Below are 12754 nucleotides of genomic sequence, written 5' to 3'. Positions count from 1 at the left end.
ATTCTTACTTACATCAAATTTGAAACCAATGTATTTAAAAAACAGAGTAAATATTCTAACCCTCCTGTATCAAGTCTTTATCCGTATGTTGTAATTACGAATTACAAATTACCAGCCTTTGTAGCTGCTAAGATTCTCTCTAGTAACCAACTTGACTGGAATTAGAATCTCAGATGACTCAGGTTTTTTACCCTGGATGATATCGTTGCCAATCTGAACCGCTTTTTGAGCCATCCCTGCGGGATTTTGAGCAGCAGTTGCAGCAAATACACCATCTTTGTCTTCCATTGCTTTGGTTGCATCTGGCGATCCATCAACCCCAACAATAAAAAATTCATTGCGTCTTGCTTGTCTAGCGGCTAAATCTGCACCAACACCGCTTTGATCGTTCGTAGCAAAAACGGCATCAATTTTGGGAAAGGTTGTCAGCAAATCGCTCATGACTCTTAGTCCTCCATCCCTTGTGCCTTCGGCGTTTTGCTCTTTAGAGATGAGTTTAATATTAGGATATTTGGACAATGACTTCTCACAGCCACTGACTCGCTGATTGATTGAGTCCATCGGAGTACCGTTGAGAATGACTACACTACCTTGACCTTTGAGGCGATCGGCAATATATTGGCAAGCAATCTCACCAGCTTGGGTATTGTTGGAACTAATCATCGCATCCACATCTGCATCAACGGCTGAATCTAATGCAATAACAACCCTACCTGCAAGCCTTGCTTGGTCAATAACTGGTTTTACTCCTTTTTTATCAACAGCGCTAAGGATAATTAAGTCAGTATTCGCAGCCGTAAAATTTTCGATTTGGTTGCTTTGTTGGTTTAGGTCAAAGGCACTAGAAACCGCATTAACTCTAATATTACCCCCGATTTTCTCAGCTTCTGTCTCAGTTCCCTTCTGCACTGCATTGTAGAAGGGATTGCCTAAGTCACCCAAAGCTACGCCGATTGTCTGCAATTTTTTATTTGGAGTACTAAGACTCTCTGCACTTATATTAGTAGCTTTGTTAGTAGTAGCATTAGTAACAGTGTTGTCATTTTTAACGCCATTTGTGCAACCAACAACCGCGAAACCTAATATGCCAACTATGAGCGAAATTCTCTTCATATTTATAACAACAGATTGAAATTTGATCGATGTCATCACAATCTAAACTAGGTCTGAAAAACTTAGACCTAACCTAGCGATCGCACTAGCTTTTGGAATTTAAACTCCAAAGGTCTTGTGATTTGACATAATTGGAGTGATTGCGATTAGTTTCACTAAACTAAATGGTTTATTTTTAAAGCAAAATCACGAACATGACATTACTTCAAATAATTACATTTTTTGGTGGAATTATTTCGTAGTGCGTAGCTTGAAAACAGCTTTTAAGTGAAACTTCCAAAAATTAGTTTTATTAAACTTGTAAATCTTTATTTGTTTTGACTTTCTTCATTTTATCTGGCTCCAGTGCAAAAATTAATTTTGTTTATTGAACTTTACAAATGCAAAAGGTTTTATATCTCTCGATAAAACCCAAGGTCTTCTTTTCAAAGGATTTGCATAAATTAGCCTATTCAATATTAGGGTCAATATTAAAGTTTTTAACATTTTTCAATCAATCTCCTTCAGAAAAGATACTGTTATAGTAGAGAACTATTTGCTTACAAAAGCTAGATTTTGACCAATGTAAATATCCTTTGGTTAGATTTGATAAATAAACTCTAATCAGCTTGCCAAGCGTATTTATTTGTTATTATTACTCAATCAATTTCAGGCAATACAAAAGTAAAAAGATAATATTTTTAAGCCTGATTAGGGATAAATAAAGTTTGTATACCAATATCTTGGTTTTAGTTTATCCCCTTATAAATAGAAGATTTTGAATTATTTCTCAAGCAGTTTAAAACTTTAATATTGCAGGTAAATATTTAGCCACCAAATCTTCATAGTATGGTTTTAATTTCTGCCAATCAGGAGGAATAGGGTTTTTTGAATACAAATCGTAGGGATTGAATAAACTTACCCATTTAAACATTTCTTTATCATGTTTATCCATCAAATACTCATACACATTGTCACGATGTTGAGGATAAAATGAGTGATAGCGAAGCATATACAATGCAGGTTCGGGCAAATAGTTTTTCATCATCTGATAAAAATATTCATCATGCCCCCATGAGATATGTACATTACTCAATCCACAGCTAGGCTCATAAATGCCATATTTAGTGTTGTAATCGGGGTTATTATAATCAGGATTTTCTTTGAAGAATTCTGAGAAAACAATTTTATCAGAAAATGCACAACCTACAGGATAAGTATCCCCTACAGTAGCCCATTGAGGTTCACCAAACAGACAAAGCACTTTCCCCATATCGTGAAAGAAGCCAGTAAGTACCATCCAGTCAGGATGACCATCGGCGCGAATAGCTTCTGATGTTTGCAATAGATGATGTAACTGATCCATATCTGTATCAGGATCGGATTCATCGACTAATTGATTCAAAAATTCGACCGCATCCCAAACAGACATTTCTTTTTTATCAAACTTCAAAAATTCTTTTTCTTTTTGAAGTACAAAATTATATGTTTGATTAATATGATTTAACCAATAAAACTCTTTGACCGTATCTCTAATAGTCGTTTCATAATTCCTGTACTCTTCGGTGGTTTTACCTTCTTTAACTATGCTATCTGGATCGGGATAGCGATTAAGTAAGTCTTCTTCCCATTCTTCTAGTGAATGTAAGGGATTGTTTTGAACCTGAAGAATGGCATTATTTAGAGTTTGAGACATCTCTTTCTACTTGTCGATATTGTATTTGTTAAATGGTAATTTTGCACTCTATTATGCACAGGTGTGCAAAAGCTGTATTCGACTTATTTATATTTGCACACGTGTGCAAATATGTGTGTTAAGTTTAATTTCGTCTTTGCATAGCTATATACGCTCTACTTCACCAAGTGTTTTATCCGATCTGTTTGGTTCAGTATAAAAATGGTGCTTTTGTTTCTTGCACATTTGTGGATGAATTTACTAAATATAAGCTAATCTTTTTATTGCACACGTGTGCAAAACTATAATTATGAATTTTTATGTCTGACTCAACCAGCCTAGTATCAATTTGTCAATTGTACAGTCGTGGAATACTTAACAAGATTAGCCAACTCTTGTAGCTGGTTTATCGCTTCTGCACCCTCCAACTTCATTAATTCGCGATCGTCCCACAATTCCATCCAAGTAATTCCGTAATCAGACACTAAAAACCGAATCAGGTGCTTTTCTTTCAGGCTAACCATAAATGAAGCACTCTTCATTTGCTCGCCGCATGTATAACAAGACGCAGTATAGCCACGCCGCTCAAGTATAATTGTCAAGGCTTGCAGGTTCATTACCAAGTCTTGGATGAATTGCTGATGCTGTTGCGCTAATCTTATAAACACTAGTTTTCTCCTACCATTACAGTTATCTGCTTGCTTTGATATTTCTTTAGACTCAACATCTGATGTGATTTAGTTGCCAAAAGTTCGTGTTTTTGTAGATACGTGATTAATCTTAATATTACGGTTGTCATCAATCAGCTAAATTTCCAGAGCAGTTCTAATGTTTTGGACAATTATCTGGGGTGGCTGTGCAATATCCATACATAGAGTATCTACTGGTTCTTCAAGTGTATAAAACTGGCTATCGAGCAGTTTTTCGCTCATGTAATGATTGCTACGCTCTTGCAAGCGCATTTGAATCAACTCATAAGACCCTTTGAGGTAAACTAGCTTGATGCGTTCGCCCTTGGCGTTGGCGCAGCCATCGCTATCTAATAATAAAAATTGCCGATAGCTATTTTTTAAAGCCGAACACGCCAGCACCACATTTTTATTTTCTTGTAGCCAGTGTTTAATAGCTGTTTGCAAATCTTGTAACCAAGGCATCCTGTCATCTTCACTCAGAGGGATACCGCGCCGCATTTTCTCAATATTCTCTGGCGAGTGGAAAGTATCAGCGTCGCTAAATTCCCATTCTAAGGAGTCTGCTAGCAGTTTTCCGATGGTAGTTTTCCCAGAACCAGATACACCCATTACGAGGATAATCATTTTTTTATTAATAAAAGTTCAACTAATTCGGAATTCGGAATTCGTAACTTGTAGTTGTAATCATGGAGGGAGGTAAAAGTCAGGACTTGTAACTCCTTTCCATGTAAAATGTGAGTTGTATTAAAATCTCTTGACAAATCACAATTGTTTTCTATAATACATATGATTGCACACGTGTGCAATATTTAAAAGCTAAGATAAAATAATGAATAAACGAAGAATTTCAATTGAAGATATTGCTCGCAGAGCAGGCGTTTCTCATTCTACAGTTTCACGCGCTTTGCGAGATAACGCTCTCATTAGCCCAAAAGTGCGAGAAGAAATTAAGCGACTGGCGCAAGAGATGAGCTATGTGCCGAATGCTATTGCTCAAAGCTTGCAAAACAAACGTACTAATACCATTGGTGTAGTAGTAACTTCAATTTCTGATCCCTTTTTTGCAGAGGTGGTAGAGGGAATCGAGAAGATAGCCAAACCAGCAGGTTTGAGTGTTTTATTGAGTGCTTCACACCGAGATTTTGAGCAGGAAATGGCAGCTATTGATACCTTTCATCGCCGGAGAGTGGACGGGATATTAATAGCCGACTCACGAATTAGTAAACAGCATACTAAACAACTCACACAAATTGCTGTACCAACAGTTTTGATTAATAGTCAGACTGAAGATCAATCGGAAATATTTCACTCAGTAGCAATAGACGATCGCTTAGGTGCTAAATTAGCGACAGAGCATCTAATTAGTCTAGGACACACCGCTATTGGTTATCTGGGTGTAGGCGATCGCAGCAGATCGAACCAGCAGCGCCTAGAAGGATATCAAATGGCCCTTGCGGAAGCTGGAATTCCACAAAATATTGATTGGGTTTCAATTAGTGACGAATATGATAGCAGAACCAGCGATGTGAACACTGGGCAAAATATGCTATCTAAACTCTTGACTGCGGAAGTTACAGGCATCTTTTGTTACAACGATATGGTAGCAATTGGCACTTTGTTAGCTTGCCAAGAATTAGGTATTTTAGTACCGCGAAATCTCAGCCTTGTTGGATTTGATGGTATTGCTTTGGGTTGTTACGTTACGCCGCCACTAACTACAGTTAGCCAGCCAATGTTAGAAATTGGTGGCATAGCCATGCAAATGTTACTCGATTTATTAGAAGAAAAAACTGTGCAAAACTGCGTTTTATCTCCTTTTCTAGTACAGCGTGCTAGTAGTGCAGCATTATTAACAATTTAAAATTCAAAACAATTTATGTTAGGAATTTTAATCAAACAAAAATTATGTTAACTAAAAAACCGAGTTTATCTGCCGATCGCTGTTTTTCTCCAGAACCGGTTCAAAGACGATTAGCCCATCAATTTTTTGATAGCATATCTGCGTTACCTCTAGTTTGCCCACACGGACACGTAGATCCAGCTTTGTTAGTTAATCCCGCAGCCCGTTTTGGTTCACCAACGGAATTACTGATTATTCCTGACCACTACCTTTTGCGGATGCTCTATAGTCGGGGCGTATCTCTGCAAGCTTTAGGCATACCAACTAATGATGGTTCACCAAGAGAAACCGACCACTGTAAAATCTGGCAGTTGTTCGCTGACCATTTTTATCTATTCCAAGGTACTCCGTCTGGGTTGTGGTTGAAAGAGGAACTAACTAACGTCTTTGGGGTGGATGAACCTTTAAATTCTCGCAATGCTGGACATATCTATGATTATCTGGAAGGTTTGTTAGCCTCACCGGAGTTTTCCCCTCGTGCTTTATTCAAACGCTTTAACATTGAAGTGCTTTGTACTACCGATGCCGCCAGTGATAACCTAGAGAATCAGCGATCGCTCCACGAACAAGGTTTTACTCAAATTAGACCAACTTTTCGCCCAGATGCAGTAGTTAACCTGGATGCTCCTGGTTGGCGCGAAAATCTTACCAAGTTGGAAAGCAGTATCGGTAGAGAAATTAACACTTACATCAATTTTGTGCAAGCTCTCGAAGAACGTCGAGCTTTCTTTAAAAAAATGGGTGCGACAGCTACCGATCAAGGTGCAGCTACACCTTATACCACACGTCTTTCTGACCAAGAAGTTGAAGCTATCTTTGCCAGAGCATTAGCCGCTAAGCTGAATCCAGGTGATGTAGAACATTTTACCGGTCATATCTTCATGGAAATGGCGCGGATGAGTGTAGAAGATGGCTTGGTGATGCAAATGCATTGCGGTGTGATGCGTAACCATAATCCGGCTTTATTTGAGAAATTTGGAGCTGATAAAGGTGCTGATATTCCCATAAAAATAGAATGGACTCAAAATCTACGCCCGTTGTTGTCAGCTTATGGTAACGATCGCCGCTTCCATTTAATCATTTTTGGCATGGATGAAAGCACTTATAGCCGCGAGATGGCTCCGTTAGCTGGTCATTATCCCAGTGTATTGCTCGGACCGCCTTGGTGGTTTCACGACAGCGTAAATGGTATGGAGCGTTATTTTAATCAGGTAATGGAAACTGCGGGAATTTATAATACAGCCGGGTTTAATGATGATACACGGGCTTTTGTTTCGATTCCGGCTCGTCATAATGTCTGGCGGCGGGTAGCTTGCAATTGGTTGGCTGGATTGGTCGCACGGGGATTGGTTGAGGAGGAGGAAGGATATGATATGGCTCGTGCTTTGGCTTATGACCTCGCTAAGGTTGCTTATAAGTTTGCGTAAAATCGTGGGGAGTTGAGGGGGGAAATTTAAACGCAAAGGAGCGTGAAGGGAAGTGCAGAGGTACGCAGAGAGGGGAAATGGTTGATGGCAGAGTTGATTTTAAGTAAACTTTTTAGCTTGAAGGAGCGGGTAGCAGTAGTTACGGGTGGTTCTGGTGTGCTTGGTGGGGCTATGGCAAAGGGTTTGGCTCTGGCTGGAGCGCGAGTGGTCGTTTTGGGTCGCAATGAAGTCAGGGCGGGGGCGGTGGTGGCTGAGATTACTGCTAACAGTGGAGAAAGTATCGCTGTGGTAGCAGATGTTAGCGATCGCTCCCAATTAGAAATCGCTAGGGATGTTATTATACAGCGTTGGGGTGAGATAGATATCCTGGTAAATATGGCTGGCGGTAATATTGCTGCTGCTACAATTACTCCTGATGCGACTATTTTTGATATGCCTCGCGTTGCTTTTGAGGAAGTAGTTAGCCTCAATTTAGTTGGCACTCTACTACCTTGTCAGGTTTTTGGTCAAGCAATGGTGGAAAGAAGTCAGCCTCACGGTTGCATTGTGAATATTTCTTCTATGTCTGCCATTCGAGCGATTAGCCGTGTGGTTGGCTACTCAGCTGCAAAAGCAGGGATAGATAACTTTACTCGCTGGCTAGCTGTAGAACTCGCCCAAAAGTATGGTGATGGAATGCGAGTAAATGCGATCGCACCAGGTTTTTTTATTGGTGAACAAAATCGAGATTTACTCTTAAATTCTGATGGCAGTTTGACCGAACGTGGGCAAAAAATTATTGACCATACCCCCGCCAGACGTTTCGGAAAACCAGATGAATTACTCAGCACCTTAATCTGGTTATGTAGTTCTGGTTCTAGTTTTGTTAACGGGGTAGTTGTGCCGATAGATGGTGGATTTAGTATTTACAGTGGAGTTTAATAATGTCATGTATTCACTGGCTGTCAATAACGGGACACTTTTAGATGAGCAAGTTTCCCAGCTAGTTCATCAAGCTTTAGCAGACCCGAAGTTGGATGGACAGCGCATCTTGGTGTTAATTCCAGATAGTACCCGCACTGCTCCCATCCCTCAAATGTTTCGATTGCTTCATCAGGAGTTGAGTCAAAGAGTAGCGGCTCTGGATTTTTTAATTGCTCTGGGTACACATAATCCTATGAGTGAAGAACAAATCAATCACTTGGTAGGAGTAACAGCAAAGGAGCGAGAGACAACTTTTCAAAAAATTCGCATCTTTAACCACCTTTGGAACGAGCCAGATACCTTTATCTCTTGTGGAGTAATTTCGGCAGACGAGATAGCAGAGATTAGCGGGGAAATGCTACATCAGTCAGTTGATGTGCGTATTAATAAGCTTGTAACAGAATACGATTTGATCGTGATTTGCGGCCCAGTTTTTCCCCACGAAGTTGTCGGTTTCTCTGGTGGAAATAAATATTTTTTTCCTGGTATTGGTGGTCAAGAAGTAATTAATCTCTCCCACTGGTTAGGTGCTTTAATTACTTGTTACGAAATTATTGGTACGCTGGGAATTACACCAGTCCGGCGTTTGATTAACCGAGCTGCTAGCCTGATTTCTACCCCAAAGCTTTGTTTGGCGATGGTGGTCGCACCAAAAACAAATCAGCTAGCTGGACTTTATATAGATCAACCAGAGTCAGCCTGGGAAGCTGCTGCACAATTATCAGCTAAACTGCATATTAAATATGTAGATCGGCCTTTTAAACAAGTGCTTTCAGTCATGCCCCAAATGTATGATGACATTTGGACAGCAGCTAAAGGCATGTACAAGTTAGAGCCAGTAGTGGCCGACGGAGGCGAGGTAATTATATATGCTCCTCACATTACTGAGTTTAGCTATACACACGGCGAAATCTTATCCCAAGTTGGCTATCATGTACGGGATTACTTTCTCAAACAGTGGCATAAATTCCAAGAGTATCCTGCTGGAGTGCTAGCCCATAGTACTCACTTAAAAGGGATGGGTACTTTTGATCCGATAAAAGGAGAACAAGCGCGAATTCGTGTTACTTTAGCTACTGGCATTTCTGCTGAACGCTGTGCTGCTCATAACTTGAACTATCGCAATCCGGCGACCATTCGACCCACTGAATGGGCTAACCGAGAAGATGAAGGCATCTTGCTTGTACCCAAGGCTGGCGAGATACTATACCGTCTAAGTTACAGTAATTTTCAGGTAACTAAATCATAGACGGCGATATCTACGATGGGCTACGCCTACGCAATTGCAGTTTAAGATTTTAGACTTCGCGCTATTCTGGATCAAACGTCAGCGAACCAGTTTATTGCAGCAAACAAAAAAGCATGGGTGGGAAATTAATTGTATTTGAAGGGGTGGAAGGCTGTGGCAAAACCAGCCAAATGCAGCTTTGTTCTGAGTGGTTGGAAAGTCTAGGTGTTTCTGTGCTAGTAACTCGTGAACCAGGAGGAACAGAGTTAGGTGTACATCTTCGCCGCTTGCTACTAGAAAAGTCAGAAGATAAACCCTTCGGCTTTGCTCAGGGAGAGCCAGTTGCAGAAGTGACAGAACTTTTGTTGTATGCTGCTGACAGAGCGCAACACGTTGAACAAGAACTTAAACCAAATCTCGCAGCTGGGAAATATATTTTATGCGATCGCTACACTGACTCTACCATTGCCTACCAAGGATATGGTCGCGGTCTGAACATGAGTTTAATCAATCAGCTTAATAATATTGCTACTGGTGGTTTAGAAAGCGATCTAACTATTTGGCTAGATGTCGATGTCGAAGTCGGACTGTCCCGCAAACTCTCAGACCAAGTAGGACTAGACCGCATTGAACAGGAGACAATCGCTTTTCATCGGCGCGTTCAACAAGGATACACACAAATAGCCGCCTCCCATCCCTCACGAATTGTTCAAGTAGATGGCAGCTTGAGTAAAGAAGCTGTACAACAGGTAATTCAAGGAATTTTGCGCGTACATCTGCACTTGGCGAGGTAAGAAAAAATAAGCCTAAAAGTTTTTAATGAATTTAGAAAAGTTGTTGGAGTTTAGTGCAACAACTTTTCATTACTTCCCTTTTTTCTCATCCAGTGCTTTTTGAATAGCTTCTCTACAGAATTCAGGAGGGTCGTCTTGTGCCTTTACCTCTTCCTTCATTTTTTCGGTGACACGAAAATTAAGATTTTGTGTTAGCGGTTCTTCTCTATCAGATTTAAGTGGTTTTAAATTTTCTGGATTACCTTTAGGGTTAGGCATTGTTGAGAGATGTAAATATAGCTTGAACGATACGTGAACATATAGATAAAGTTTTAGATCGGTGGTGCTACCAGTCTTGCAAACAGTTCACCACCGATACCACTTTTACAAATGGGTAATTCTATTTTATGTTCACAAGGTCAGAACTCGAAATCAAAACCACTGCTGAGTTGAGAGACTTGTGTAGGCGTTACGGATTAAAGCCTACTGGGAATGGAGGGTACAAGACTAGTTGGATTGTTACCTTGATGGCATTCCCACAGATAGTACTCTCTCAATTAAGGCAAGGAAGAGGGTTAAAATCACCAGGCTTTAGTGTTATTCAATTCCTCAAAGGGGTCGTAGATGAGATGAACTCCCCCACTGATGAACAAGCAGCACTAATTCGGATAACTTTAGAGCGCAAGGCTATGAGCTACCCTGACCGATACGACCAAGAGAGTTTACTAAAGCACAAAGCTAAAATGCACCTTGAGATGGCTATCAGACTGCTAAATCAGTAAATTCAGTTTACAAAGCGAAAGTAGTTAGTCCCTAGCTTTAGGTTGCTAAGGACTATTGAAGCGGTTATTTATTCAAGGATGTGGCTTTTGGCGTAAGCGTAGCCCGCACTTCTCTACGAGACGCTGCACGAACGGCAGGTTCGACTCCGGCTCCATCGAGCGAAGCCGAGATGCTCACCAGCCGCTCAGTGACCATTGTAGACATCGCTATTTGGCTTCGTTGATAACTAGTGTCAATTGATAAAGTTGATTTGTGGTTGTAGTGAGTTGGTGTGCGATCGCAGCGCTATTAACCTTTATGCTGAAGGGGAAAATGAAAATAACAGCTATGAAATTTGCACAAAATCTCATCCCCCGCCAAGGCTTGCTGAAAGCCCTGACTTTAGCTTTTCTTGTATTGGCATCTGTGATATCTCCCAATGTTCTAGCTAACGAGAGCGAAAAAGCGACATTCAATGGCACAACCACACTCCAAACCATACTCACCAGCAGTCATCGCTCAGAGCAAAATCGCTTTCGAGACAAGTACCGCCACCCAGCCCAGACTCTCGAATTCTTCGGTGTGCACCCAAATATGATGGTGGTTGAATTGTGGCCAGGAAGTGGCTGGTATACTGAGATATTAGCCCCATTTCTAGCACCCAAGGGACAACTCACAGTTACTAACTTGGCTTCTAGCACAAGTAAACCCGCTCTGGCTTTACAAGAGAAACTGGCAGCTAATCCAAAGGTTTTTGGTAAAGTCAAAGTAGCCCAAATTAATCCCCCAAATGAACTTACCTTAGCCCCAGAAAACTCTGTGGATATGGTTGTTACCTTCCGCAATATTCACAACTGGGTGAAAGCTGGCTATGCTGAGCAGGTTTATGCAGCGGCTTACAAAGCACTCAAGCCAGGGGGCATCTTAGGGGTGGAAGAACACCGCGGACTTAAGGGGATTTCTTTACAAGAGAGTATTAAAACAGGCTATATGTCTGAAGATGGGGTAATTGTTGCTGTAGAGAAAGCTGGCTTCAAATTGGTGGGCAAATCAGAGATTAACGCCAACCCAAAAGATACTAAAGACTATCCGGGCGGAGTTTGGACACTACCTCCAACCTTGAGCCAAGGTGAAAAAGACAGGCAACGCTTCCTCACCATTGGGGAGAGCGATCGCATGACTCTCAAGTTCGTCAAACCCAAAGCCTTGTAAGAGGGAGATGAGTGAATGCAAAGACAACTCTGCCTTTTGATAATCGTATGAATGGCAGCTTTCAAGCGATCGCGCAGCTAAGAAAAGAGAAAAGCACAGGAGCGATCGCACCAGATATCAGCCAAGGGTTAAGGTTGTTCAGTTGTGCTTAAAGCCAAGGATTTGATTTACTTCCGACCCACAAAAAAGCTACATAATCTACTACAATATGGATATCATAAGTATGAAAGTTTTCTTTTAATATCGTTTTTAAATCTTCGTGAGTCTCATCTGTGTTGCCAAATATTCCTTTAGCAAAGTTTTGCAAAAGTCTTATCAATTAGAAAAAAGGTTTTATGGCTTACCAATTGAAAAAAACTTTAGCAGTTGCCACAATCATTGCTGTATTCAATATTTTGAGTCAAGGAAGCGCGGGTGCTGTCAGTTTTAATTTTACTCAAGGTGGTTGGTCACAAGGTGGAATAGTAACTGGGAGCTTTTCAGGAGAAGATTTAGATGGTAACAAGATTATTTCCGAAACTGAGATTACAGATTTTTCATTAGCTTGGTCAGGAAATGAAGAAGTACCTAGATTGGATTTTAAAGATGTAGATACCTGGCAATTTTCCACAGAGCAAGTTCGCTTAATTTCGGGTTTTACAAGTGAAGCAACAACCTTTTGGTCTACTAATGGTAAAACTGGTTCTGTTGGCATAGGTGCTTTTGTAAGAACAATTAGTGATACAACTGAGTCAGCGCCAGTCTTTGAGCTAGTAAGTGTGCAGCCTGTTCCAGAACCTAGCACCATTGTTGGAAGTTTGGTCGTTTTATGTGCAATGTTAATCAAGAAAAGATTTTAACTTAAAAGCATTCGTGACAATTAAAAAGCTCGTTACCTTTGCGTAAGTCCTAACGATAAAAAACGTTGCATTCTTCTTATTATACTTTCACTCTTTTATTGCCAAGATGTGATGTAGAGTTATCTGTGGTGCGATTGCTTGCCTTATATGACTGACTAGCGATCGCCACTTTCTTCTCCGTCACTCTGAAT

Annotated in this window: 15 protein-coding genes; 9 read left to right on the top strand and 6 right to left on the bottom strand. The window is 40.6% G+C overall.

Annotation, left to right across the window (positions count from 1 at the left end; genetic code table 11):
* Positions 1-108 precede the first annotated feature (108 nt).
* The 4 genes from V7K60_RS29605 to V7K60_RS29590 form a co-directional block, all read right to left on the bottom strand.
* Positions 109-1113, bottom strand: a complete 1005-nt coding sequence (locus V7K60_RS29605) for an ABC transporter substrate-binding protein (RefSeq protein ID WP_334930986.1) — start codon at positions 1111-1113, stop codon at positions 109-111.
* Positions 1114-1891: 778 nt separating this feature from the next.
* Positions 1892-2788 carry an inositol oxygenase family protein gene (locus tag V7K60_RS29600; RefSeq protein WP_334930984.1) on the bottom strand — a complete coding sequence of 299 codons (897 nt, stop codon included), beginning with the start codon at positions 2786-2788 and terminating at the stop codon, positions 1892-1894.
* 323 nt (positions 2789-3111) lie between these two features.
* Positions 3112-3435, bottom strand: a complete 324-nt coding sequence (locus V7K60_RS29595) for a DUF1815 family protein (RefSeq protein WP_334930983.1) — start codon at positions 3433-3435, stop codon at positions 3112-3114.
* A 138-nt stretch (positions 3436-3573) separates the two neighbouring features.
* Complete coding sequence (locus tag V7K60_RS29590) at positions 3574-4083, bottom strand: gluconokinase (RefSeq protein ID WP_334930982.1); 510 nt, start codon at positions 4081-4083, stop codon at positions 3574-3576.
* A gap of 205 nt (positions 4084-4288) precedes the next feature.
* Between V7K60_RS29590 and V7K60_RS29585 the strand changes: the two genes are divergently transcribed.
* From V7K60_RS29585 to tmk, 5 genes are all read left to right on the top strand, one after another.
* Positions 4289-5320 carry a LacI family DNA-binding transcriptional regulator gene (locus tag V7K60_RS29585; protein WP_334930980.1) on the top strand — a complete coding sequence of 344 codons (1032 nt, stop codon included), beginning with the start codon at positions 4289-4291 and terminating at the stop codon, positions 5318-5320.
* A gap of 44 nt (positions 5321-5364) precedes the next feature.
* On the top strand, positions 5365-6786 hold the full coding sequence (gene uxaC, locus V7K60_RS29580; RefSeq protein WP_334930978.1) for a glucuronate isomerase: 1422 nt from the start codon (positions 5365-5367) through the stop codon (positions 6784-6786).
* Positions 6787-6870: 84 nt separating this feature from the next.
* Positions 6871-7707, top strand: coding sequence for an SDR family oxidoreductase (locus V7K60_RS29575; RefSeq protein WP_334930976.1), 837 nt, complete (start codon positions 6871-6873; stop codon positions 7705-7707).
* Positions 7676-8998 carry a lactate racemase domain-containing protein gene (locus V7K60_RS29570; protein ID WP_334930974.1) on the top strand — a complete coding sequence of 441 codons (1323 nt, stop codon included), beginning with the start codon at positions 7676-7678 and terminating at the stop codon, positions 8996-8998. The genes V7K60_RS29575 and V7K60_RS29570 overlap by 32 nt, the downstream gene beginning before the upstream one ends.
* A 113-nt stretch (positions 8999-9111) precedes the next feature.
* A complete protein-coding gene (gene tmk / locus V7K60_RS29565; protein WP_334930972.1) occupies positions 9112-9771 on the top strand; it encodes a dTMP kinase in 660 nt (219 codons plus the stop codon).
* Positions 9772-9840: 69 nt separating this feature from the next.
* On the opposite strand, the gene V7K60_RS29560 is transcribed toward tmk, so the two are convergent.
* Positions 9841-10029, bottom strand: coding sequence for a hypothetical protein (locus V7K60_RS29560; protein WP_094353117.1), 189 nt, complete (start codon positions 10027-10029; stop codon positions 9841-9843).
* A 128-nt stretch (positions 10030-10157) separates the two neighbouring features.
* Here V7K60_RS29560 and V7K60_RS29555 point away from each other — a divergent pair, with 128 nt between their 5' ends.
* Positions 10158-10532 carry a hypothetical protein gene (locus tag V7K60_RS29555; RefSeq protein WP_334930970.1) on the top strand — a complete coding sequence of 125 codons (375 nt, stop codon included), beginning with the start codon at positions 10158-10160 and terminating at the stop codon, positions 10530-10532.
* 64 nt (positions 10533-10596) lie between these two features.
* Here V7K60_RS29555 and V7K60_RS29550 read toward each other — a convergent pair whose 3' ends face one another.
* Positions 10597-10737, bottom strand: a complete 141-nt coding sequence (locus V7K60_RS29550; protein WP_334930968.1) for a hypothetical protein — start codon at positions 10735-10737, stop codon at positions 10597-10599.
* A gap of 48 nt (positions 10738-10785) precedes the next feature.
* On the opposite strand from V7K60_RS29550, the gene V7K60_RS29545 reads away from it, so the two are divergent.
* From V7K60_RS29545 to V7K60_RS29535, 3 genes are all read left to right on the top strand, one after another.
* Positions 10786-11724, top strand: coding sequence for a class I SAM-dependent methyltransferase (locus V7K60_RS29545; RefSeq protein ID WP_334930966.1), 939 nt, complete (start codon positions 10786-10788; stop codon positions 11722-11724).
* An 11-nt stretch (positions 11725-11735) separates the two neighbouring features.
* Positions 11736-11876, top strand: coding sequence for a hypothetical protein (locus V7K60_RS29540; protein ID WP_334930964.1), 141 nt, complete (start codon positions 11736-11738; stop codon positions 11874-11876).
* A 183-nt stretch (positions 11877-12059) separates the two neighbouring features.
* Positions 12060-12563, top strand: a complete 504-nt coding sequence (locus V7K60_RS29535) for a PEP-CTERM sorting domain-containing protein (RefSeq protein ID WP_334930963.1) — start codon at positions 12060-12062, stop codon at positions 12561-12563.
* The last annotated feature ends 191 nt before the right edge of the window (positions 12564-12754 follow it).

The organism is Nostoc sp. (assembly GCF_036917555.1).
Classification (GTDB): Bacteria; Cyanobacteriota; Cyanobacteriia; order Cyanobacteriales; family Nostocaceae; genus Nostoc.
The sequence above is the reverse complement of the archived record's forward strand: the minus strand, read 5'-3'. Positions and strand labels throughout refer to the sequence as shown.

Bases quoted from the DNA above. Each gene is read 5' to 3' on its own strand.
- V7K60_RS29605 (WP_334930986.1), bottom strand. From the start codon at position 1,113: ATGAAGAGAATTTCGCTCATAGTTGGCATATTAGGTTTCGCGGTTGTT.
- V7K60_RS29600 (WP_334930984.1), bottom strand. From the start codon at position 2,788: ATGTCTCAAACTCTAAATAATGCCATTCTTCAGGTTCAAAACAATCCC.
- V7K60_RS29590 (WP_334930982.1), bottom strand. From the start codon at position 4,083: ATGATTATCCTCGTAATGGGTGTATCTGGTTCTGGGAAAACTACCATC.
- V7K60_RS29585 (WP_334930980.1), top strand. From the start codon at position 4,289: ATGAATAAACGAAGAATTTCAATTGAAGATATTGCTCGCAGAGCAGGC.
- uxaC (WP_334930978.1), top strand. From the start codon at position 5,365: ATGTTAACTAAAAAACCGAGTTTATCTGCCGATCGCTGTTTTTCTCCA.
- V7K60_RS29575 (WP_334930976.1), top strand. From the start codon at position 6,871: ATGGCAGAGTTGATTTTAAGTAAACTTTTTAGCTTGAAGGAGCGGGTA.
- V7K60_RS29570 (WP_334930974.1), top strand. From the start codon at position 7,676: ATGGTGGATTTAGTATTTACAGTGGAGTTTAATAATGTCATGTATTCA.
- tmk (WP_334930972.1), top strand. From the start codon at position 9,112: ATGGGTGGGAAATTAATTGTATTTGAAGGGGTGGAAGGCTGTGGCAAA.
- V7K60_RS29560 (WP_094353117.1), bottom strand. From the start codon at position 10,029: ATGCCTAACCCTAAAGGTAATCCAGAAAATTTAAAACCACTTAAATCT.
- V7K60_RS29555 (WP_334930970.1), top strand. From the start codon at position 10,158: ATGTTCACAAGGTCAGAACTCGAAATCAAAACCACTGCTGAGTTGAGA.
- V7K60_RS29550 (WP_334930968.1), bottom strand. From the start codon at position 10,737: ATGTCTACAATGGTCACTGAGCGGCTGGTGAGCATCTCGGCTTCGCTC.
- V7K60_RS29535 (WP_334930963.1), top strand. From the start codon at position 12,060: ATGGCTTACCAATTGAAAAAAACTTTAGCAGTTGCCACAATCATTGCT.